This window comes from Halobacillus sp. ABA4_118, assembly GCF_056160205.1.
In genome coordinates, this window is record NZ_JBSWWS010000001.1 from 1,422,334 (window position 1) to 1,443,947 (window position 21,614).

At 44.4% G+C, this 21,614-nt stretch carries 23 protein-coding genes; 4 read left to right on the top strand and 19 right to left on the bottom strand.

Annotated features, from left to right (window positions below; genetic code table 11):
* Position 1: 1 nt before the first annotated feature.
* The 9 genes from ACXAGL_RS06900 to ACXAGL_RS06940 form a co-directional block, all read right to left on the bottom strand.
* On the bottom strand, positions 2-985 hold the full coding sequence (locus ACXAGL_RS06900) for a hypothetical protein (RefSeq protein ID WP_474990579.1): 984 nt from the start codon (positions 983-985) through the stop codon (positions 2-4).
* A gap of 47 nt (positions 986-1,032) precedes the next feature.
* The gene (locus tag ACXAGL_RS06905) at positions 1,033-1,836 is read right to left on the bottom strand and encodes a hypothetical protein (protein ID WP_474990581.1); all 804 of its coding nucleotides are present in this window, start codon (positions 1,834-1,836) and stop codon (positions 1,033-1,035) included.
* A gap of 138 nt (positions 1,837-1,974) precedes the next feature.
* On the bottom strand, positions 1,975-3,123 hold the full coding sequence (locus ACXAGL_RS06910; protein ID WP_474972402.1) for a DNA cytosine methyltransferase: 1,149 nt from the start codon (positions 3,121-3,123) through the stop codon (positions 1,975-1,977).
* Between the two features lie 233 nt (positions 3,124-3,356).
* Positions 3,357-4,919, bottom strand: coding sequence for a hypothetical protein (locus tag ACXAGL_RS06915; protein ID WP_474990583.1), 1,563 nt, complete (start codon positions 4,917-4,919; stop codon positions 3,357-3,359).
* Between the two features lie 515 nt (positions 4,920-5,434).
* Positions 5,435-6,580 (bottom strand): DUF262 domain-containing protein, encoded by a 1,146-nt coding sequence (locus ACXAGL_RS06920; RefSeq protein WP_474990585.1) that lies wholly within the window; start codon positions 6,578-6,580, stop codon positions 5,435-5,437.
* A complete protein-coding gene (locus tag ACXAGL_RS06925) occupies positions 6,573-7,373 on the bottom strand; it encodes an FRG domain-containing protein (RefSeq protein WP_474990587.1) in 801 nt (266 codons plus the stop codon). Before ACXAGL_RS06925 ends, ACXAGL_RS06920 begins: the two co-directional genes overlap by 8 nt.
* 377 nt (positions 7,374-7,750) lie before the next feature.
* On the bottom strand, positions 7,751-8,194 hold the full coding sequence (locus ACXAGL_RS06930) for a hypothetical protein (RefSeq protein ID WP_474990589.1): 444 nt from the start codon (positions 8,192-8,194) through the stop codon (positions 7,751-7,753).
* A gap of 224 nt (positions 8,195-8,418) precedes the next feature.
* On the bottom strand, positions 8,419-8,583 hold the full coding sequence (locus ACXAGL_RS06935; RefSeq protein ID WP_474990591.1) for a recombinase family protein: 165 nt from the start codon (positions 8,581-8,583) through the stop codon (positions 8,419-8,421).
* Positions 8,583-8,855, bottom strand: coding sequence for a recombinase family protein (locus tag ACXAGL_RS06940; protein WP_474990593.1), 273 nt, complete (start codon positions 8,853-8,855; stop codon positions 8,583-8,585). The genes ACXAGL_RS06935 and ACXAGL_RS06940 overlap by 1 nt, the downstream gene beginning before the upstream one ends.
* 48 nt (positions 8,856-8,903) lie before the next feature.
* Here ACXAGL_RS06940 and ACXAGL_RS06945 point away from each other — a divergent pair, with 48 nt between their 5' ends.
* Positions 8,904-9,260 (top strand): hypothetical protein, encoded by a 357-nt coding sequence (locus ACXAGL_RS06945; protein WP_474990595.1) that lies wholly within the window; start codon positions 8,904-8,906, stop codon positions 9,258-9,260.
* Here ACXAGL_RS06945 and rlmH read toward each other — a convergent pair.
* From rlmH to ACXAGL_RS06980, 7 genes are all read right to left on the bottom strand, one after another.
* Complete coding sequence (rlmH, locus tag ACXAGL_RS06950; protein ID WP_474990597.1) at positions 9,232-9,711, bottom strand: 23S rRNA (pseudouridine(1915)-N(3))-methyltransferase RlmH; 480 nt, start codon at positions 9,709-9,711, stop codon at positions 9,232-9,234. The genes ACXAGL_RS06945 and rlmH overlap by 29 nt on opposite strands.
* Before the next feature lie 290 nt (positions 9,712-10,001).
* Positions 10,002-11,285, bottom strand: coding sequence for a GntP family permease (locus ACXAGL_RS06955; RefSeq protein WP_160837508.1), 1,284 nt, complete (start codon positions 11,283-11,285; stop codon positions 10,002-10,004).
* 36 nt (positions 11,286-11,321) lie between these two features.
* Positions 11,322-12,500: an acetyl-CoA C-acetyltransferase gene (locus ACXAGL_RS06960; protein ID WP_474990599.1), complete on the bottom strand. Its 1,179-nt coding sequence runs from the start codon at positions 12,498-12,500 to the stop codon at positions 11,322-11,324.
* A gap of 17 nt (positions 12,501-12,517) precedes the next feature.
* Positions 12,518-13,294: a 3-hydroxybutyrate dehydrogenase gene (locus ACXAGL_RS06965; RefSeq protein ID WP_474990601.1), complete on the bottom strand. Its 777-nt coding sequence runs from the start codon at positions 13,292-13,294 to the stop codon at positions 12,518-12,520.
* 13 nt (positions 13,295-13,307) lie between these two features.
* The gene (locus ACXAGL_RS06970) at positions 13,308-13,988 is read right to left on the bottom strand and encodes a 3-oxoacid CoA-transferase subunit B (RefSeq protein ID WP_206934889.1); all 681 of its coding nucleotides are present in this window, start codon (positions 13,986-13,988) and stop codon (positions 13,308-13,310) included.
* 18 nt (positions 13,989-14,006) lie between these two features.
* Positions 14,007-14,702, bottom strand: coding sequence for a CoA transferase subunit A (locus ACXAGL_RS06975; protein WP_474990603.1), 696 nt, complete (start codon positions 14,700-14,702; stop codon positions 14,007-14,009).
* A 194-nt stretch (positions 14,703-14,896) separates the two neighbouring features.
* Positions 14,897-16,258, bottom strand: coding sequence for a sigma-54 interaction domain-containing protein (locus tag ACXAGL_RS06980; protein ID WP_474990605.1), 1,362 nt, complete (start codon positions 16,256-16,258; stop codon positions 14,897-14,899).
* Between the two features lie 132 nt (positions 16,259-16,390).
* On the opposite strand from ACXAGL_RS06980, the gene ACXAGL_RS06985 reads away from it, so the two are divergent.
* Both ACXAGL_RS06985 and ACXAGL_RS06990 read left to right on the top strand, forming a co-directional pair.
* Positions 16,391-16,534: a hypothetical protein gene (locus ACXAGL_RS06985; RefSeq protein WP_474990607.1), complete on the top strand. Its 144-nt coding sequence runs from the start codon at positions 16,391-16,393 to the stop codon at positions 16,532-16,534.
* 232 nt (positions 16,535-16,766) lie between these two features.
* Positions 16,767-17,288 carry a PilZ domain-containing protein gene (locus ACXAGL_RS06990; RefSeq protein ID WP_474990609.1) on the top strand — a complete coding sequence of 174 codons (522 nt, stop codon included), beginning with the start codon at positions 16,767-16,769 and terminating at the stop codon, positions 17,286-17,288.
* A gap of 35 nt (positions 17,289-17,323) precedes the next feature.
* Here the strand turns inward: ACXAGL_RS06990 and ACXAGL_RS06995 are convergent, their stop codons facing one another.
* The 3 genes from ACXAGL_RS06995 to ACXAGL_RS07005 form a co-directional block, all read right to left on the bottom strand.
* A complete protein-coding gene (locus tag ACXAGL_RS06995) occupies positions 17,324-18,592 on the bottom strand; it encodes a M48 family metallopeptidase (protein WP_474990611.1) in 1,269 nt (422 codons plus the stop codon).
* Positions 18,593-18,647: 55 nt separating this feature from the next.
* Positions 18,648-19,115, bottom strand: coding sequence for an NUDIX hydrolase (locus ACXAGL_RS07000; protein ID WP_160890063.1), 468 nt, complete (start codon positions 19,113-19,115; stop codon positions 18,648-18,650).
* Positions 19,116-19,906: 791 nt separating this feature from the next.
* On the bottom strand, positions 19,907-21,031 hold the full coding sequence (locus ACXAGL_RS07005; protein WP_474990614.1) for an endonuclease: 1,125 nt from the start codon (positions 21,029-21,031) through the stop codon (positions 19,907-19,909).
* A 237-nt stretch (positions 21,032-21,268) separates the two neighbouring features.
* Between ACXAGL_RS07005 and ACXAGL_RS07010 the strand changes: the two genes are divergently transcribed.
* A complete protein-coding gene (locus tag ACXAGL_RS07010) occupies positions 21,269-21,550 on the top strand; it encodes a hypothetical protein (protein ID WP_027955925.1) in 282 nt (93 codons plus the stop codon).
* Positions 21,551-21,614: the final 64 nt, after the last annotated feature.

Here is a 21,614-nt window from a genome sequence, read left to right on the forward strand (position 1 = left end):
GTTACCTCCACCCTAAGATATCAACTCCATTTGGTATACTTACCATAGCATCTTCTAAAAAGGTAATTATTTCATCAGTTACTAGTTTGTTGAGAGTATGAAGAAACTCAACTTTCAACTCTTCTAATATTTCGACATTTTTTCTTTCACTTTCAGCCCGACTCACGATAATTAACTGAGGGTTATTAGGGAATTTGTGATGTTGTCTAAGATAACTGTTAGAGTCTGTAAAGATAACAGGTGAATAGCAGTTAATTTCAAAATCAAACTGTTTCTTTCTTAAATATGATATTAGTTTTCCATTCGTATAGGTGTTATTAGAGGTTAAGTATAAAAAATCACTCAGTTTACCTTTTAAGCCATTAACGGATAAAAATTCTTCATTTATCCAAGTATCTATTTCTGACATGTTACCTACTAAGTAAAAATAATCTGCTGGAAAAAAAGAATTTCTGTTAAGTAGGTTCCCTTGGTATATATTTTTCAAGAATTTATTTGTACTTACTCCAAGTATTTTTCTGTCCTTCACTTTCATTGTTTTTTTTATAACATCATGATCCTCATCTAAAATAATCACTTTTTCCAACCATTGTCGCTCTGGTATTCCAAAAGAAACCTTCCCATCTTTAACCATCAAAAGCATTTCTCCATTTTTTATTGGACTTTCTTGTAAGGACAGCACTGACATTGCTCGAGTCTTATCTTTATCTACGTAAATGATTCTTTTTCCAGTTTCAAGATTCAAAAAATTCTCTCGTATTTGTGTTGACTTAGGATTCAGTGAAAACTTATAATTTGCAATCCCCATCGCAGCGAATAATGAAAAAAAATGATGCGTAGGTAGAGATACTACGATTTTAGTTGGTTCTCCGCCTTCATATCCCAATCTATACAAATACTCTCCAATCAGATTTGCAAATCTAATCCAGCTGGGATATTCTATATCAGTTCCGTTTTGATACAACTTTAAGTGTTCAATCACCATAAACAACCTCCCCAGCCTCATATAATTGTAAGCGCTTAAAAATAAATTTAAATATTTATTTTAGGAGTACTATAGTCTCGTAAAATAGTAACGAATTTCTTCCAATCTAAGTGCGTATTTTTCACCCAACTTATTGGAAGACCATAATTTAATTTGCAATCGAGTTCAGGGCCAATATACGACATTTTATCAGTTACTATTTTCTGAATTTTATTATGAAAGTTTTTAATATCAATCTTTCTGTGATCCTTGTTTAGATTTCTTATATAGTATGGTGAGTACAATCTATCTCCTGCACGAAATTCAAACCAACCTAAAGAGGTTCGATCATCAAATATATCTTTATTCAGAATATATCCAAGGATCTCAACCTCCCAGTCCATAGAATTATACTTATCTATATTATTTATGAATTCATTACCTGCTGGGATATTCTTTACTACACCTATAATATAGATCTGAGTATGAAACATTTTTAATTTATGACTTTCCACTAATAGCCACTGAGAATTGCGCCTGCTTCCTTTTATGTCTGTTTTGTATGAGAAGTGACGTTCTTCGCCATCAATGTAAATGGTATTCAAATCATTCCCGTTATCATGTCTGTGTTCATCTTCCCATATATCAAAATCAACTTTATATGAAATTTGAAAATTATTTATTAGAAATTCATTAAAAGCTATTTCCACCGACTTTCCTATTACTTGGTCGGCCACAAAATCATTTTTGCTACGTATAATTTCAGTTCTTCCAAATTGTTTTAGACTGGATGCTTTTCTCATGTAAACATCTTCCCCGAATTCATAACATTTATTTACGTCATTATTAGAAACATAGAAAAGTTTTTTCATATAAAAATCTCCTTTTCAAGCAAGACTTAAGTTTTACTAAAAAGAAAATAATGAACTAAAAGCATCACCTTATACTCCATTATATTACAATATATTGAAAATTCCAAAAAAATAAAGATCCCCCTTAGGAGATCTTTTTTAAACAAGAGCTGCTAATTCTTTAGCTGCATCTTTTTTACTTTGTTTTTCTTTTAAATTTTTCAGCTGGACTTTAGGTTCTGGCATTATATAATCATACTCTATACCAGCAAAAGACTTCATAATTGCTTGGAAAATAATTTTAGCACCCTTTACAGGTACAGCCATTCCAATCTGTTTCCTAACTGATTCTTTACTTCCTACGAACTCAAATCCATCACCAAAGGTCTGCAGCCGTGCTCTTTCCCGGTTGGTAAGAGCTCTATTCTCAGACCAATGATACATATGAGTTCCACCGCCACCGCTTCCAGTAACTGTATATGCTGGTTTTTCCGGATCCAAACGCTTATAGATAGAACTTAACCTGGCACCCTTCACTTTTAATCTTAAATGTTCTGGAATATTCTCATGCCAAGCATTACCCCCAGGAGGAATATGTGATAACATTTCTTGTACCTTTTGAGAATGTTTTGGATACTCGTGGTTTAATGAAAAATCCAGTATAGGGGGGTCTATAATTGCATTTTTAGATGTAACATAATGATCTGGTGTCGTAGGAGCAGGGACCTTAAACTCTACACCTTCTTCATGAAGATCATTTCTAATACCCACAATTAAAATTCGATGTCTTGATTGTGGAACACCGTACTCTTCAAATTTATATAGGTGAGGGGTTAATTGATAACCACACTCTTCTAACTCACTCAAAATTTGAATAAAAGCTTTCCCTTCATTAGCGCTTTGAAGACCTCCAACGTTTTCAGCTACAAAGAACTTTGGTTGATACTTTTGGATTGCTTTAACTCCATAAGAATATAAAGGCCCATACTCTCCTTCTAGACCATGCTTTTTACCCACCTGACTATAATCATTACAAGGAAATCCAAAAGCTAAACAATCTATATCAGGAAGTACGTCACGGTTTCCAATAGGCAGTTTCTCGACCGGTCCCAGGTGAACTGTACTTGCCTCTTCGTCTCCGCAAATATTTTTACCAAAAGTTTTACATGTATCTTTATCAAAGTCATTTGCCCATTGGTGTTCAATATAAAACAATTCATTTGTTTCTGGATGGCGTATAGAAGCTTCGTGAGCACCTTGACTCATACCTCCAGGGCCACTAAATAGCTCGCCCATATAAAATTTCAATTATATCACCCCTATTATACGAATGTGTGTTCTAGCATATGCCTCATGTGTTCTATTCTACATGTTTTTACGAATTTGTACACCTAAAAATATCATTCAAAAAAGCGGTGCTTATGTAAGCACCGCTTTTTTGAATAATATCGATTTATAACTAGCAATAATTATTATTCTACTACCTAACAATTTGATATTTTTAAATAGTTTAAAGTAATCCTGGTACAAAAACCCACTATTTATAATGAATTAATATCAAAAATAGTTACTACCTCGTTGCTTGTGAACAAGTTTCTAAGTGAAGAGTGATCAATTGTAGCGAATTTATTCCGTTGTAAAAGCCTGATAATGTTAGATGCAGTTATCACTGTTCCGTTAACATTAGTTTCTTGAGCAATACTTTGCAACTGTGAAGTAATATTAGAACCAAATCCATCTGCTATGTACATAAAGAATATTAACCCTTCATCTTTGTAAGCTGGTATATAGTTTCTGACCATTCGATTTCTATGGTCATTTGTAATCGAATATTTTCTGTAAGCCTTAGTATCAATGATGCCGGAATAGGTTAAAGGTGATTCTACATAAATATCAGGATGTCGTGGTTGAGTCCCTACATGCTGAGTATTAAAACCTAACTGTTCAAAAACATTTTGGGTAGCCAATTCAAACTCGGTAGCAAGTTCCCTGCCGCTGACAGCCATGTTCATGTAAGTAGCTTCAAATAGCGAAAATGTATCTGGCCTAAATCCCTCTAGTGCTCCTGCTACTTCAGTTTTCGTATAACCTGTGGCTGAAGAAATTTTATTTAATATCTTATTTGTTATATCAGAAACTGGGGTCGTACCCGCTATGTGTAGAAGCTCACTACGGATTCTCCTTTCTTTGTAAATACCGTCAGTAATGTTTTGGCCAACGAAATTACGATTATCGCGGGTTTGCCCTGGAGCTAATCCGAAATTTCTTTGAAAATTTTCAATACCAAACTGATGGTTAGTGTCTAATCTTCTAAGTGTGGTTCCATCATTCATAATTAGTTGCACGTCTTCATGTCTTTCAGGCAAGATGAATATACTTCTATTTTCATTCCTGCTTATAAACTGGGTGTATTCTAAATAATTGATCAGAGTATTAGCAATATCCTCTAACCCCTCGAGAGTTTTTTCTCGACTTCTTACTCCTGTAGTACTACTTGGATAAAGCTCTTCAAAGTTCTCAGGTAAAATACTATCCCCTAATGACCTGTAATCTAAAATACGTTGAACAACGTTCTCAAAGCAACCTTGTGTTTCATTTTCTCCTTCTGTTATTACAAATCTTCCAATCTCTTCTTTAGACAAAGTATGTACACGATCATCCAATAAAAGTTTTAATAGAAAGCGAAATGGCCGGATTCCAAAGCGGGGGTTAATATTCACTCTCTTTCTTATAGAGTAAGGAGAAGGATATTGCAACTTCATTAATTGATTTGTGACGATAGGAACTGGTGGATCCCCAGAAAGTAACGCGTCTCCTGCTAATGTAGTACGCGTGATGTTAGTATCTGTTTCGGTATAAACAAGTCCTAAATTATATAGCCATGATTCGTATGTTCTTGCCCCTCCCCCCCTCCTATCCCTACGTTGACCAACTCTTTTCAATCCATATCTCTCTAATTCCATTTCAAAATCTAACTGACGGGATAAAGTCCCTCTCCAAATTTCACCCAAATTTTGTAATGTGAATAATGATAATATATCTACAACAGGAAAAAGTCTTCGTTTATTTCGAGGTACTTGCCAATTGTTAATTATATCTATCACTCCGATTCATAGAGACTATAGTTATGTTAAATAAAACCTTACCAATATTAGGTTATTTTTGTAAAGCTAGAAACTTCAACAAATTATATTGAATCGGCAATTTATATGACTTATATTGATTTCTCTTATATTATTACACCTCAGCCCTTTGAACCGAGATATAAAAGGTATTGGTATAAAATAAATAGATTTGAAGGTCCTAATTAAATATTTTAGAGTTACAGTGTGATTATTATCTTTCTACAATCTTTTCGTATAATAATCGGTAATAATGTTTTCATTACATTTGTACTGTGAAATTTATTAGCAAAATTAAAGGAATACATTTTTGAATATTGTATTCCTCTAAATCAAATCCTAACGTACATCCGTTTTTAATTATTTCCTTAAGGGAACGCGCTATTACTTATGATAAGGTTCATCGAATATCACATAAACACAATGACCACAAAGTGTATATAAATATCCAGAAAAAATAAAACCAACCCATTTTTTTAGGGTGGTTTTATGAATGATTACTTAATTACTTTTTTCACTTCTTCCCAAATGCTTTCATATGTTTTTTGAACTAATTTTGGTTCAGTTGTAGAGCTTGTAATTAGATCAAAACCACTGCTTATAAATCCATTTTTAATAGCTACACTTAATTCATCTAATTTAATTTCCGCATAATCATTTTCGATAATTTCTTTATAGATTTGAGTCATAATCATTAAGATACTAGTTTGGAATTTGTGATTCCGTTTATCAATAGTTTTATATATTTCCTTGGAAAAAGGATTTTTTATTCCTCTCTCTATATATAGCTTAAGAATTAAATAATTTAATCTATCTAGAAAGTCATCAAACTTATCTATCCACAATTGTTGTTCTGTTTCATCTAACTTAGACACATACTTCATAAACTCATCAATGTACTCCGTAGAAGCATAATAGTTAGGGTTTATACCTTTATCATATATAGAGAACATGACGTACATTTCTCCATGTAAAGTTTTATTTTTAAAGCGGGTCTTAGTAGTGTTATAAACTTCAGATAGATATCTATCTTTTGAAAAGCTCTCAACTTTATCATTTAACCAATCATTAAACTTACTACTAAGAACAACATTACGAATCTCTTGTGGTGTTAATGGGTGTGTACCTTTATTATATCTAGTGAAAATTTCCAATTCTAATTCTGGGTTATTTTGAACATGGATAAATTGAAGTGTTAAACTTACTTGATACATCAACTTATTTTGGATTGTAGGATTGAGGTCTATAAACTTCTTAAAATTTAAAAAATGATACTTTTCTAAACCTGTTAATGCAAATTCATTATTTATAAACCTATAAACAGCAAATAATCTATGCTGACCATCAATTACGTTACTGATGTGGGGTACTTTTGTTGTATCAGAGGCAAGATATATTGTTGGAATTGGTATCCCTGCCAATAGAGACTCTATTAACAAACTCTCGTCTTTTCGAGTAAATTTATATTCTCTCTGGTAAAAGGGTTTTAAATTAATTCCACCATATCCTCTATCTACATTGTCTATTTCCATACAAACCGTTTTTAAATTTAATGTTGTAGTATTTGACAGTACTTCCCATTCCTTAAGTTTGTTTTCCCCTTCTTCTAGCATGCTATTTCTCGGATTATTCTCATTAGACATTTACAAAACTCCCCCTTTCATAACTATACTCAACCTTTATATCTCGTGATATTGAATCTAGTTCTGGATAAATCAAAGTGCTATTTATACCTAAATTAAATAGCTGACTTCTGATCTTTGATATATATTCATTATTAATTTTTATTCCTTTTAGGTATGTATCTGCATCAGGCATCTCTTCTAAAGGAACATCACTAAAACTAAATAACGTAAAAACCCCTCTTTGGGCATTAATTCGTGTACTATTAAACGGACCCGCTATAGCTAATGGATAATTCAACTTAGTAGCTTTTCCTAAACCATAATATAAATCTATAGTCTTAGAATTTAAATCATCACCACCAACGTAAGGAACTTCATTTTGTATATCTATACCTTCAACCTTTCTATTCAGATTGTATGGGTCTAAACACCAAACTATCGGGGAGTCAGAAGGTTCGTATTCACCAAGCTCATTTTCAATAGCAAAATATAACGCTATTAGAGGGCTTTCAGTCCAATCTAATAATCGAGTGGGGGTTTTATAGTGTTGCATTAAAAATAACCACTCCCACTCATTTGAAGGTTTATAATTTAAATATGGCATAGCCCTAGACTTAAACCTATTATAAAAAATATTCTCTGCTTCATCATCGTAAATTCTTTCGCTATTTTCATTTCTTCTCAACATTCCCGGTAAAAGACTATATTTTTCATGTGATTGCTGCCCTCTAAAAAAAAACTTACTATCTAACGCATCCACCTCTGCAATAAACTCTTGTACCGAACATACCTCATTAATTTTAATAGTCATTTGCTCCTCCTAATTCCCCTATTTATTACAAATATTGTATCATATTCAAAAATATAATTACTTAAAATCATTTTCTGAACTTTAGTCGAGAAAGTACAAATGCGTTTTACGGTACCACTCTAATAGCCACCCCTACTAAATAGGGATGGCTAACTGTGCTTAAGTATGTTTTTAAACACCCTTATCCCAAATCATGTCTTGTAATCTGTTTTTTTCTTTCTCCAAGTAATTTTTTGCACCTTCATAGAAATTTTCATCTCTAATAATCTTATAAGCCCAAATTTCTTTAGAACGATTGTCAGTACCGATGATATAGACTTCCGACCCTTTCGTTGCTAGAATATCACCCAAATTCTCAGCACTGTCATTTACGGTTGTTAAAGCAATTTTCTCCCTGGGTAAAAAATTCTAGGTCTTGCATTAGAACCATCTATTCTAGGTCTAATACTAAACTCGGTAACATTGGATTGAATTTTAAGACACTCGCCTTCAACTACAGAAAAATTAGAATCAATTAAGTTTAGTAAATATATTAGCGGAGCAATTACATAACTCGATTCATTATGATATTCCTTTAAACTTTCAAGCAATGTACGCTTTGTGCCTCTAGATTTATTTGCTATTTGATAAAGTTCTTCTTGAACTTCCTCAGCTACTATAAACTTCTTTACATTAATTACACCCTTTGAAATAGCTTCCCTTAAAACAGTTTTATGCTCCTCTTTGTAAACCGCTCCCCTAGTGCTATCATTGTATAAATTCTTATAATTAAAGTCTTTTTCTAATTCCACCTCTTTAAGGCATAAATTCTCTATATTCAATTAGCTCATCCTTTCACACTCATATTCTTGATTCAATTTACGATATTAAATTATACAATCCCTATTATACCAATTACCCCTAAATATACCTATAAATTTTCTATCTACTAGGGCGAATGGTGTACTAGTGTGTTTCGGTATATGATACACCCGTCCATTCTGTAATTTCTCTAACAGAGTACTGTTCTGAATCATAAAGCTTCAAGGATTTATCTATGTCTTTACTATCTTTTTTGATCTACCACCCATACGCCCTCTAGCTCATGCACCAAACCCGCTTTAGTACGTTCTGAGATTAAATCACGTTCCATTTCAGACAGTACAGCTAGCATCCTAAACATAGCTTTTCCGACTGCTGTAGTAGTATCTATATTGTCTTTAACACTCATTAATTCAATTCCCTTGGATTGCGGTCTTCAGAAAGATCAATCAACCTCTTTGTGGAACGCCCTAAACGATCTAACTTGTAAACAACTATGACATCATCTCTTCTTGCGTAATCTAACAATTCTTGTAGGACTGCTCTATTATCTTTCATTCCAGTGTACGAAAGGCTACACGAAGTTACTAATGATTCTTCAGTATTCCAATCGATAGTAGATAAGGTAAACGCTAAAATAGGCAAACTTAAAGAACCGCTCCTACACCAAATAGAAAACATAGACCTTAGATTGGATACTTTAAAAAAACAATCAATAGGTATCTTAAAGTGATTGAATCTACTGACACACCACCTTCTTCAATCTTAACGAACATAACCTCTTTAGAAAGTGAACAAGTTGATTTAGAGAACCAGAAAAAAGATGCTGAACTACAACTTAGAGAACCTACTATAAAAGAAGTTAACTCTAAACAAGTACAAAACATACTCAGAAATTTTGATAAAGTTCTTCCAAAAACAACTCCCGAAAAACAGAAAGACCTTTTGCATACTATTATAAGCAAAATAAATGTAAATGAAGGTGAAAAAATCGATGACAGAAGCGTCAAGAATATTGAGTTATTCTTTGACACTTCTGTTCAAAACGACTTTGCGCTTACTTATGGTACGGCTCATTCCGATTAATCTTAAACGCTCGATACACCTGCTCCACCAGCATCAAGCGCATCAACTGGTGCGGGAACGTCATATTCGAAAACGACAGTCCGAAATCACTTCTCTCCAATACCTCATCACTCAAACCCAGTGATCCTCCAATTACGAACGCCACTTTGCTCTTTCCGTACGTCGCAAGCTCGTCCATCTTTTTCGCCAGCTTCTCAGACGTCAGCTGCTTCCCTTCAATTTCAAGCGTAATGACATAGGTGTCCTGGGAGATCTTACTCAGGATGCGCTCGCCTTCCTTCTGTTTCACCTCAACCATCTGCGCTTCACTCAGATTTTCCGGCGCTTTTTCGTCGGGCACTTCGATTACCTCGACTTTAGCGTAGGGGCCGAGTCGCTTCACGTATTCGGCGATCCCCTGCTTCAAGTATTTCTCTTTCAATTTTCCTACGGTGACAATGGTTAGTTTCATGGTGCTTCCTCCAGTACGATCTGTTTTCTTTAGTTTACCATGACGATTCCAGAAATAGAAAAACACCACAGGATACCTGTGGTGTTCGTTCAATCTGTAGAGGGTGTTCTTTACCTCTCTTTTAAGTTAAGGTCACGAGCAGCGTTCGGTGGTGACACCTGCGGGAACAGCACGGAATGAAGATCCACTTGGGCAGATGGTTTTCTGCTCAAGTCAGCTGAGGTCGTGCCCGCGGCAAGCAGCCACCGATAAGCGGAACGTGACCATCATCATGACATGTTTATCTCTCTTTATAGAATGCCAATCGTATTCAACAGAATGACGACCGCAACGGAGATGACCGGAATCAACAGCGCGACAACGAAGATGTCGCGGTAGCTGTCCTTGTGGGTCATGCCGGTGATCGCAAACAGCGTGAGCACCGCTCCGTTGTGCGGCAGCACGTCGAGGCCGCCGGAGGACAGGGAAGCGACGCGGTGGAACGCTTCGGCGCTGATGCCGGTGTCCTGGGCGATTTGATAGTACTTGGAGCCGAGGGCTTCAAGGGCGATGCCGAGGCCGCCGGAGGCGGAGCCTGTGGCACCGGCGAGGACGTTGACGGCGACTGCTTCGGAGATGAGCGGGTTGCCTTTGATGCCGACGAGGATCTGCGTGAGCTTCTCAAAGCCGGGCACTTCGCGGACGACAGTCCCGAAGCCGACGGCGGCACTGGTATTGATGATGGCGATGACGGAGCCGCTCGCCCCTTTGTTGATCGATGTGACGAACTTTTTGAACAAGGTGATGTTCAACAGCATGATTAAGAGAATTCCTGCGATTAAGGCGGTGACGACGTCCCATTGCAGCAAGTTGAGTGTCAGTAACACGGTCAGCAGCGGCAGAATCGACAGGATGAAGTGCGGCTCGCGCTCCACGTCACCGAGTGAACTTTTATCCTCCGGTTCGACGAAGATGTCACCTCTGTCGCGCAGCTGTTTCTCTCTAAAGCGCAGGTACAAATAGCCTCCGACCGCCATGATGATGGCGGCGACGATCCCCATGACCGGGGCCGCGGATGCGGTTGTACCGAAGTATTCCATTGGAATGAGGTTTTGGATCTGCGGTGTACCAGGCAGGGCCGTCATCGTGAAGGTGAAGGCGCCGAGCCCGACGGTCGCTGGTATGAGCTTCCGGCTGATGTTGGCTTCCCGGAACAGCGATAAGGCGAGCGGATAGACCGCGAAGACGACGACGAACAAGCTCACCCCGCCGTACGTTAAGACGGCGGCGGAGACGAGTACGCCGAGGATGGCGCGCTTGGTGCCGATCACTTTTGTGAATGCGACGGCGACCGAGCGGGCCATGCCGGTGTCCTCCATCAGTTTTCCGAAGATCGCCCCGAGCATGAAGACCGGGAACCATGATTTCGCAAAGGCGACAAAGCCGCCCATGTACGTATCTTTATAAGCATCGAGCAGGTCGAGACCGCCGGTGACGGCGACGACGCCGGCAGCGATCGGTGCGACCCAGATGATCGACCAGCCGAGGTAGGCGAGCGCCATCAGGACGATGAGACCGAGTAATATCCCGAACATTGGTGTTTCCCCCTAAATGATTTTTACGTTAAGATTTTAGACGGTTTCGACGACCATGGCAATCCCCTGTCCGCCTCCGATGCAGAGCGAAGCGACTCCGTAGCGTCCGCCGCGGCGCTTCAATTCCTTGATCATCGTGTACAACACGCGGGTCCCGCTGGCGCCGACCGGGTGGCCGAGCGCGATGGCGCCGCCGTTGACGTTCACTTTTTCACGGTCGAAGCCGAGCTCTTTTTCCACCGCCAGATACTGCGCGGCAAAGGCTTCGTTCACTTCGATAAGATCCATATCCTCAAGGGAGAGCTCCGCTTTTTCAAGCGCCTGACGAATCGCCGGCGCAGGGCCGATGCCCATGTAGTGCGGATCCACACCGGCCACGGACCAGGAAACGATTCTTGCCACAGGGCTTAAGCTGTGGTCCTGGACGTAATTTTCACTGGCCAGAACGACGGCTCCAGCGCCGTCATTGATGCCGCTCGCGTTTCCGCCTGTGACACTGCCGTCTTTTTTGAAGGCGGGCTTCAGCTTGGCCAGCTTTTCTGAATTCGTGTCTTCCCGGATGTGCTCGTCCTGATCGACGACGGTCGTGCCTTTGCGTCCCTTCACTTCCACGGGAGCGATTTCCTCAGCAAAACGGCCGGAGCGGCGGGCTTCGGCAGCACGCTGGTGACTGCGGGTCGCATATTCATCCTGGGCTTCGCGTGAAATTTCATAACGCTCGGCCAGATTCTCCCCTGTCATGCCCATGCCGGCACCGATGTACTCATCGGTAAGCGCGGACCAGAGCATATCATCAACCTTCGGTGTGCCGAGCTTCGTACCAAAACGGCTGCCGCGGAGGGCGTACGGGGCGAGACTCATGCTGTCGACACCGCCGGCAAGCGCGGTTTCCCCTTCCCCGAGGAGAATGGACTGGGCTGCGGAAACAACGGACTGCATGCCCGAACCGCAGAGGCGGTTGACGGCAAGGGCCGGGCTTTCCATCGGGATACCTGTCTTCAGTGCAATGTGGCGCGCCATGTACGGTGCGTTTTGAGATGAATGAATGACGTTGCCGATGACGGAAAAGTCGATGCTCCCAGCGTCGATGCCGCTCCGCTTCAACGCTTCTTTTCCTGCGGTGATGCCGAGGTCTGTCGGCTCCACGTCTTTGAGGGCGCCGCCGAACGTACCAAACGGCGTGCGCGCTCCTTCTACGATATATACGGATTTCATTGAAATACCCCTTTCGGTTACTGGGTCGTATAGCCACCGTCGATGACAGCCGCCTGACCGGTAATGCCTTTCGCTTTGTCACTGGCTAAAAACAGCGCGTAGTCGGCGATTTCCTGAACTTCCAGGAGACGCTTCTGCGGCACGAGCGGGTAGATGACTTCCTCAAGTGCCTTATCGAGCGAGACGCCGCGGTTGCTGGCGAGATCCTCAAGCTGGTTGCGGACGAGCGGTGTATCGACATAGCCCGGGCAGATGGCGTTGACGGTAATGCCGTCCTCCGCGCCTTCCAGAGCGGTCACTTTGGTGAGACCGATGACGCCGTGCTTGGCGCTGTTGTAGGCGGACTTGCCGGCGAATCCGATCAGGCCGTTGATCGAGGCCATGTTGAGGATGCGGCCGAAGCCCTGCTTTTTCATAATCGGGAATACGTGCTTTGTCGCCATGAACGGGGCCACGAGCATGATCTTCGTAATCAGCTCGAACTTCTCTGTCGGAAACTCCTCGATGGACGAAACGTGCTGGAGGCCGGCGTTGTTGACGAGCACGTCGAGACGTCCGTACTTGTCCACCGTCTTATTGATGGCGTCCTGGATATCCTTTTCCTTCGTCACGTCACAGACGAGACCAGTGACGTCATACCCTTCTGAAGATAGCTGCTTTTCGGCTTCCTTCACTTTTTCCTCGTTTATATCGCTCAAGACGACCTTGGCGCCGTTCTTGGCGAATTCGGTGCCGATTTCATAGCCGATGCCGCTGGCCGCGCCTGTAATCAAGACGACTTTATTTTCTACCATCCGGTGTCCCTCCTCACGTGTTGGACTGGATTGTCATCAGTTCGTCGCTGACAATCAGATCCGCTTCTGTCGATGCCTTGATTTCGTCTACCGTCCAGCCTTCAGCGATTTCGATCAGCTTCAGGCCTTCCTCTGTTACGTCCATGACGGCGCGCTCGGTAATGATGCGGTCGACGACGCCTTTTCCTGTGAGCGGGAGACGGCATGCCTTCAGGATCTTCGGATCGCCGTGCTTGTTCACGTGGTCCATGATGATGACGACTTTTTTGGAACCGTGGACGATATCCATCGCCCCGCCCATGCCTTTGATCATTTTTCCGGGGATCATCCAGTTGGCGAGATCACCGTTCTCTGCGACTTCCATCCCGCCTAAAATCGCAAGGTCGAGGTGCTCACCGCGGATCATCGCGAACGATTCGGCACTGTCACAGTAGGCGGCCCCGATGGAAGCGGTGACGGTTTCCTTTCCGGCGTTGATCAAGTCCGGGTCGACTTCCTCTTCATACGGAGAGCGTCCGATGCCGAGCAGCCCGTTTTCCGACTGCAGGACCACTTCCTTATCGGAATCAATGTAGTTGGCGACCATCGTCGGCATTCCGATTCCAAGGTTCACGTAGTAACCGCTTTCAATTTCCTTTTCAGCACGTCGGGCAATCAGTTCCCTGACTGCCGCTTTATCCATTTCTACGGCCATAATAGCCCCTCCTTTTTGTTATGCGTGAGTGCGTACGGTCCGGCGTTCGATGCGTTTTTCCTGCTGTCCTTCAATGAGTCCCTGTACGTAGATGCCTGGTGTGTGGATCTGATCGGCATCAAGTTCGCCCGGCTCGACCAGCTCTTCAACTTCGGCGATCGTGACAGCCCCGGCAGCGGCCATCATCGGGTTGAAGTTGCGCGCCGTTTTGTTATAAATGAGGTTGCCGTGCTTGTCTCCCTTCAGGGCACGGACAAGGCTGACATCAGCGGTAAGTCCGGTCTGCAGCAGATAGTCCCTGCCGTCGAAGGTGCGCACTTCTTTTCCTTCCGCAATCGGTGTTCCGACGCCTGCCGGTGTATAGAAAGCCGGAATGCCGGCGCCGCCTGCACGGATGCGTTCTGCGAGTGTTCCCTGCGGCGTGAGCTCGACTTCCAGTTCGCCTGCGAGCACCTGGCGTTCGAATTCCTTGTTTTCGCCGACGTAGGAGCCGATCATCTTATCAATCTGTTTGTTTTCCAAAAGCAGGCCGAGCCCCCAGTCGTCAACGCCGCAGTTGTTGCTGATGACAGTGAGATGCTTCACGTTCGATTCGACGAGTGCCAAAATGAGATTTTCCGGGATTCCGACGAGTCCGAATCCTCCGACCATAATCGTTGAGTGATCGTTTATGTCCTTAACCGCTTCCTGAAATGATGTGTACATGTGTTTCATATTGGTTTCCACCCCTTCCACCCTTCTACATGCAAGTTTCATGCCAACTTTTCAACCGCGGTACTAAAGGAATCTGGTTTTTTGATTTCCGGATTTATGGAAAAACTGATTCAACATTCATGAAAACCCTTACAAAAGGGCATAAAAAAACCCATTCCGGATTTCCGGAACGGATTCCTGAAATCTGGAATGGCTTACAGGTCGTACTTTTTCACTTTGTCATACAGGCTTGATTTGCCGATGCCGAGTCGGTCGGCGGCTGTACATTTGTCACCGTCCGCTTCTTCGATTGCCCGGAGGATCGCCGCTTTTTCCGCTTCCTCAACGACGTCCTTGAGCGTCTGTCCGGCGCGCTGGCTGTTTCCGGATGATGATAGATAATCCGGCAGGTCGCCGTAACGGATTTCGCCGTCGTCGGTCATATGAATGGCGGATTCGATGACGTTTTCCAGCTCACGGACATTCCCCGGCCAGTCGTGTTTGTTAAAGAGAGCCTCCACGTCCGGGGCGAGCGTCTCAACCCGTTTGCCGGTCCGGTCACTGAGCTTTTTCAACAGAAACTTCGTGAGCACCTTGATGTCGCCCCGTCGTCTGCGGAGCGGCGGAATATCGATCTGGACGACATTGATGCGGTAGAAGAGATCCTCCCGGAATTTGTCCTCCTTGATGAGGGCTTCGAGCGGCCGGTTGGTGGCGGCGATGATGCGGACGTCGATGGCCTGCGGCTTCTCTGCCCCGACCGCTTCGATTTCGCCTTCCTGCAGGGCACGGAGGATTTTCACCTGGGCGTGGAGCGGCATGTCGCCGATTTCATCAAGAAACAGCGTGCCGCCGTGGGCGAGCTGGAATTTTCCCGGCTTGCCGCCTTTTTTCGCATCGGTAAACGCTCCTTCCTGATAGCCGAACAGCTCCGCTTCGATCAAATGCTCCGGGATGGCCGCGCAGTTCACCTTGATGAATGGCTGCTGGCTCCGTTCACTCAAGTGGTGGATGCTGTGGGCGAACAATTCCTTTCCTGTCCCGCTTTCGCCGCGGATGAGCACCGACACGTCGCTGTAGGCGGTTTTGCGGATCTTTTCCTTGACCTGCAGTACTTCCGGTGAGGTGGTGATGATGTCATGAAGCGAATACTTGGCACCGTTCACGTGCTGCATCTGGCTGCGGTACGTCTCGAGCTCAAGCAGAAGATCCTTGATATGGGTGTTCATGATTTTCCATTCGTCGGTATCACGGAACAGCACCATGCCGAGGGCCCCGATCACCTCGCCGTCCTCCTGGAGCGGAATCCGGTGGGCGATCATATAATCGCCGCGGATCTTCTGGAGATCGGCCATCTCCTCCTCCCCTGTGTCGACGACGATATGCATCCGCGTATTCTCGATCACTTCGGTGACGTGGCGGCCGGCGATCTCTTTTGGATCGACTTCTAAAAACCGGCCGTAGCTTTCGTTCATATAGGAAACCCGTCCGTCCCGGTCGACGACGACGATACAGTGCTTCACATTGCCAAACAGCGTTTCCAGCACATGATTGCGCTCCTCAAGCATCGATGGCATCCTTGGTCACTCCTTTACTATGATAACGTTTTCAATAGTCGCTACTTTGAGTCTATCAAAAGAGAGCTGGCGTTGCTAGATACCCCACCTCCTTTTTTTACCATGATAGGATGGGAAAGGGAGGTGTTCGATATGGACTGGTTGTGGAGTTTGTTGGCCTTATCTTTGGCCGTCGGAGCTTTTTATACAGCGGAACAGGCGAAAAAAGAGAATAAGAGGTTGAAGGAGCGGCTGGACCGTCTGGAGCGGGAAAGAGACGAGGACCATTCCTTATAATAGGTTATACTCTTCCTATGTTTTAGTAATAATCACAGCTTTTCCTAAAACAAACATGGGATATGTAAAAGCAAATACCTATATCATGCAATAAAATGGATAAAAATACCTACAAAAGGAGCGTGAAGCCGCCAAAAATAAAAAAACGAGAGACCGCATCCATACAACCTTTCGGCCCGGACCAGTCAGAAAGAGAACCGGGATAAACTTGAAGGAATACGAGGTGGTTGTTTTGGTTTATATCGTATGGGCAGAAGCCCTGATCATTTTCGTGTTCACCGTGTTATTAATGAAAGATCTGCTTAAGAAAAAGGCAGCGGACGCTCCAACAGCTGCCGATCCCCCCGCAGGAAGCGTCCCCCCGTTGAAACAGCCGTACGTAAAAAGAAGCCTCCGGGTGGATGTCCCCCATATCGAAAGCAAAATCATCATCATTGATATCGATACCAAACGGTTCAAAGCCTTGAACCAGAAATACTTTACCGGCTATATCGAAAACATCAGCCTCACCGGCTTGAAATTTTCTTCAGCGTACAACATCCCGATCCAGGAGAACATCACGATTTCCCTGCACTTTTCCTTGGATGACGAAGACTTTATCCTGCAGGCCCGGATGGCCCGGAAGCACGAGGAGTTATCAAGCTCCGCCGTCGTCTACGGGGTGGAGTTCATCGAAATCAGCGAAAAGAACCGGGAGCGCCTGGCGCGCATCCTGTATCAGCTGCAGATTGTGAAAAATAAAAAGGCACTCTGAACAGAACAAGCCCCCGGACACCCGGAGGCTCTTGCCTACTTCTCTTCGCTCAGTTCATAGTTTTCGAGCATATGGATCCGCTCCATCATTGTCGGATGCCCGTAGCGCAGATACTTCACGAGCGCCGGTGGATCGACGTCACTCAAACCGTTGACCGTGAGCTCCTGGAAGGAACCGACAGCCGCTTCCGTATCCTGTGTCATCTCGATCGCATAACGGTCGGCATCCGCTTCCGCATTGCGTGATATCGCAAGCTCCACAGGACTTGCGATAAAGGAAAGCAGCGTCAGGATCAAATAAAACATCGGCAGACTCGCGATGTCGGACACTTTCGTGAAGCCGAGCTTTTCCCCGTAGCGCCGCACCGCCCACTGCAGCAGGTGATAGGTCGCCAGCAGGCCAAGGAAGGTGGCGAAGATGGCCCCGGCAAGATTCCAATACAGGTGGTTCATGACGTAGTGGCCGATTTCATGCGCCATGATGAAAAGCACTTCGTTTTCCTGAAGCCGGTTGAGCGTCGTATCCCATAAGACGATGCGGAGATTGGATCCGATTCCGTTCACATAGGCGTTCATGCTGTTCGTTTTCTCCGACATGTTCACTTCATAAACACGATCAGCAGGAATATCCGCTTCATCGGCGAGTGTGAGAATTTTTTCCTCGAGCTGTTTGTCCTGCAGTTCTCCAAAATCATTATAAAGCGGGTCGATGACGACCGGCTGCAGGTACATCATGAAAATGAGAAACGGAATCATCAGCAGCCAGGCGATCAGCCACCAGCGCTTTTCGAATTTTTTCATTAAGAAATATAACACAGTAATGAGAACGGCCATGATGAGCCAGCCGATCCAGAAGCTGAGCAGCTCATCGCGCATCCAGCTTGAAAAGCTCTGGGTGGAAATGCCGTACTCCACCGACAAGCGCCGCTTTACGTAATCGATCGGGAATAACAGGATCGATGTCAGCGTCGACAACAGCAGCACAAACAACGGAATCTGGATGATGCGGAAGCGTGACACCTTCTCCCCGAACTGCTTGAAGACGATCGACGCGCCGAAAACCATCACACCGAGATAGACGATCCATTCCAACGGCTCGCCGAGAAAGGAGAGGAAGTTCTGATAGGTCGAGTATTCCTGACTGAGTTCAAGCTCCCTCGCGGTCATAAATGTCGCCGGATCGGCGGCGGTCCCTTCGTATTCCGGAGGCACGCCGGGGTTTGACCACTGGAAAAAATACAGGCCCAGCACCAGACTATAGAGGCCGTAGAGAATGAACGTCCATGTGATAAATTTTTTCTTCACTGCCTGCCCTCCCTGACATACGCATTCGTCATAGTGTACGAGCCCGCCCGTCCGCTTAGAACGTTTCCTTCAGGATCAGATGCATCAGATGATCTGGAATTTCCAGCAGCGACTTCTTAAGAAACGCCGGCTTCACCTCATGCAGGGACAGATCATCCAGAGCAATCCACTGATAGATAAGACGATCGCCATCTTTTCCGTGAAAAGGTCCGGCTCTGAACTTGGGCTCCTTCGTTTCCAGCGCATAGTAAAAAGCCACTTCGTGCAGCGCTTCCCCGCGGTGAGGAAAAAAGCTTTCGGCAATCCAGACCGTACGCTCGACCTCAACCTCCCAGCCGAGTTCCTCCCTCATCTCACGGATGATCGTATTCATCGAATCCTCGCCAAGCTCAATACCGCCACCCGGCAGGGCCCAGTAGGCATCTTTCTTTCGTTTATGTAACAGCACATGCCCCTGCTCGATCAGTATGCCGGCGGCGCGGTGATTGAAAAACCGGCCGTCGCTGCGGAATCGTACATCCATCCGTCTGCCCCCTTTTTTCGTTAACAAATCCCATTCCTATTACTTACGCCGGACGGGGGCGGGAGTCCTTTATTTTTTTGGAGCAGCTGTGACTTAAATAAATATAAGGATTTCCACCTATTCAAGGATATGTGGGTAAACAGAAGATCGGCTGGTGCTCCCCTCCCTTTTTATCAGCATATAAGAAAAGCCCCCAAAAAGGACGTTAAGACGGAAGATACTGTTTTGGAATAAAATCGTTTATTATTAGTTGCTTTCCCAGGGTTGTCTGTCTCAGGTAATCCATGAATAATTAGATGACAGAAGTGTTGTTTAGAAGAGGAGTTGATAGAACGTGAACTTTATAAAATATGGGGTCTTTCTTTTATTCGGTTCTTTTGTTCATTACAGTATAGTGATGATGTACAGCCAATGGCTCATGTTGCAGAACTTAGAGACTTTGGGGAGTGGCGGACCAATGGAGGCGCATGTCTTCACTGGCTTTCCCATGATATTCAGGACCGAACTCATCGTCGCAGCTGTACTGCTTGTCCTTGGTACCTACCAGATGTTGAAGAAAAATCGTTCGTAAAAAACCGGAGCAGCTTTTTGTTAAGTCCCCCACTTTCCGGTACTGAATCAATGTATCTTCCGGTTGTACAACAAGGAAGAATATCATGAAGAACTCTAACAGGTTGGAGATACATTTACATAAGTTCAGATACAATAGCACTCATCATGACTGATGTTGCTGCTGTAAGAATGAAAGAATGCAGAACCCCCGGAAGCAGGTCGCTTCCGGGGGGTTCTCATTACCAGATCTGTTCCACATATTCCGGGTGGTCGATGAACGGGTTGCGGTTGCCTTGATAGTCACTGAAAATGATCTCGTTACGGTTACGCTCAAAGCTGTCGACCGGATCGCTCTCGTGCCACTGTTTCAATGTGGAAAGCTTCCCTAAGTATGGACCGCTCGTACCGGTGTAATCCGCAATTTCAAGGTCCAGTTCGCCCTGATCGCCTTCGTAGCGGACGGCCATATAGAAAATCATCCGGGCCACATCCCCTTTGACCTCATCGCGGGGCTCCCAGGAGTCACTGTCTGAATACGTATCCGGAGCGTCGGCATAAGCGGATCCGCCATTATCAAAATCTAGGTTGCTGCGGGCAGAGTTCACCGATACATCGGTCGGACGCAGGTGATGAATGTCGGTGCCGGCTCCCATGCTCGTGCCGAAATCGCCGTGCGACTTCGCCCAGACGTGCTCGCGGTTCCAATCATCGACATACCCGCCGTTGTCATACTTGGATATCGAGTTCCCTGTATACAGGAGCAGGACATTGCCTGTGTTGCTCGGATCTTCATCAGTATGGCGAAGCGCATCCCATACGTCGGAATATGTAAGCTCATTGTGATCGTCGATGACGTTGTGCAGCTCCTGCTTCAATGCATCTCCTGTTAATCCATCCGCACTGCTGTAGTAGTCATCGGACGTCGAGCCGTCTCCGTCCCCGCTCCCGGTGTCGCCGCCGCAGTCGCCGGACGTTTTGGCGATCGAGCTTACGTATTCGACGCCTTCATGGCCGAAGTAGGCATCACGGGTGCCGTCCACGACGATTTTTTCACCCATCAATCCGGGGTTGTTCTGAAGTCCCCATTCATAGCGGTATTCAGAATCCAACTTGACCAGAATCATGTCATTCATATCCGTTTCACCGGCGTCATCCGCAAGCGCAAGAGCATAATTGGAGGAAAAATCGTTCTGCTCCACGGTCGACTGGGATACCGGTACGCCGACGATGTACCCTTCAACAGTCACATCGGACCCGTTGGACGTCTGCATCGCTTCCTGGACAGACAGGTTTCCAGCGGCGCTTACAGCTGGCCCCCCGGTAAAAAAGACAAGACTAAAGACAATCAAAAATAATTTCTTCATCATGTACACTCCCTTGTTTGTCATGTGGCCTTACACCGCTTCTTTCCATATCGACCTTTGATTTCCTGCCTGAAACCGTGAAGTTAGCACGATTCTCACAGAGCGTTAACATCCGCTTCATAATGAGGACCTCCGGCGCATGACGTCCGAATCAGATTTCTTTTCTCCTGTCATAGGAACATCACGGGTACATATGTATAAAGGGTAAGCCATTGATTCCAAGGAGGAGATGTTCACATGAGTGAAAAGCGCAGCTCTAAGGAAAAAGACGGCTTCTTCAAGCAGGTGGCCAAAGAGGCCAACAACATCGTCCACCAGACGGTCGATTCGTCCGGGAAGGTCATCAAATCGATTACCGGTGAAGGCGGATTGATTGGCAAAACCGTCGATTCATCGGGGAACATCATTAAAAAAGCGTCCGAAAAAAGCACCGAAGCCATCGACAAAACGGTGGATACGTCCTCTGAAGCCTTCAAGAAAGTGAAAAATAAAACGTTCCCCCGCAAGGATAAGGAATAACTCCTGCCCCGCCGGCTTTCCGGCGGGTTATTTTTATTTTGTGAAATAGTGAGCAAAAGGGTTG

Excerpts from the sequence above, each read along its gene's own strand:
- ACXAGL_RS06900 (WP_474990579.1), bottom strand. The coding sequence starts at position 985 with ATGGTGATTGAACACTTAAAGTTGTATCAAAACGGAACTGATATAGAA.
- ACXAGL_RS06905 (WP_474990581.1), bottom strand. The coding sequence starts at position 1,836 with ATGAAAAAACTTTTCTATGTTTCTAATAATGACGTAAATAAATGTTAT.
- ACXAGL_RS06920 (WP_474990585.1), bottom strand. The coding sequence starts at position 6,580 with ATGTCTAATGAGAATAATCCGAGAAATAGCATGCTAGAAGAAGGGGAA.
- ACXAGL_RS06925 (WP_474990587.1), bottom strand. The coding sequence starts at position 7,373 with ATGACTATTAAAATTAATGAGGTATGTTCGGTACAAGAGTTTATTGCA.
- ACXAGL_RS06935 (WP_474990591.1), bottom strand. The coding sequence starts at position 8,583 with ATGAGTGTTAAAGACAATATAGATACTACTACAGCAGTCGGAAAAGCT.
- ACXAGL_RS06940 (WP_474990593.1), bottom strand. The coding sequence starts at position 8,855 with ATGTTTTCTATTTGGTGTAGGAGCGGTTCTTTAAGTTTGCCTATTTTA.
- rlmH (WP_474990597.1), bottom strand. The coding sequence starts at position 9,711 with ATGAAACTAACCATTGTCACCGTAGGAAAATTGAAAGAGAAATACTTG.
- ACXAGL_RS06955 (WP_160837508.1), bottom strand. The coding sequence starts at position 11,285 with ATGTTCGGGATATTACTCGGTCTCATCGTCCTGATGGCGCTCGCCTAC.
- ACXAGL_RS06960 (WP_474990599.1), bottom strand. The coding sequence starts at position 12,500 with ATGAAATCCGTATATATCGTAGAAGGAGCGCGCACGCCGTTTGGTACG.
- ACXAGL_RS06965 (WP_474990601.1), bottom strand. The coding sequence starts at position 13,294 with ATGGTAGAAAATAAAGTCGTCTTGATTACAGGCGCGGCCAGCGGCATC.
- ACXAGL_RS06970 (WP_206934889.1), bottom strand. The coding sequence starts at position 13,988 with ATGGCCGTAGAAATGGATAAAGCGGCAGTCAGGGAACTGATTGCCCGA.
- ACXAGL_RS06975 (WP_474990603.1), bottom strand. The coding sequence starts at position 14,702 with ATGAAACACATGTACACATCATTTCAGGAAGCGGTTAAGGACATAAAC.
- ACXAGL_RS06980 (WP_474990605.1), bottom strand. The coding sequence starts at position 16,258 with ATGCCATCGATGCTTGAGGAGCGCAATCATGTGCTGGAAACGCTGTTT.
- ACXAGL_RS06985 (WP_474990607.1), top strand. The coding sequence starts at position 16,391 with ATGGACTGGTTGTGGAGTTTGTTGGCCTTATCTTTGGCCGTCGGAGCT.
- ACXAGL_RS07000 (WP_160890063.1), bottom strand. The coding sequence starts at position 19,115 with ATGGATGTACGATTCCGCAGCGACGGCCGGTTTTTCAATCACCGCGCC.
- ACXAGL_RS07005 (WP_474990614.1), bottom strand. The coding sequence starts at position 21,031 with ATGAAGAAATTATTTTTGATTGTCTTTAGTCTTGTCTTTTTTACCGGG.
- ACXAGL_RS07010 (WP_027955925.1), top strand. The coding sequence starts at position 21,269 with ATGAGTGAAAAGCGCAGCTCTAAGGAAAAAGACGGCTTCTTCAAGCAG.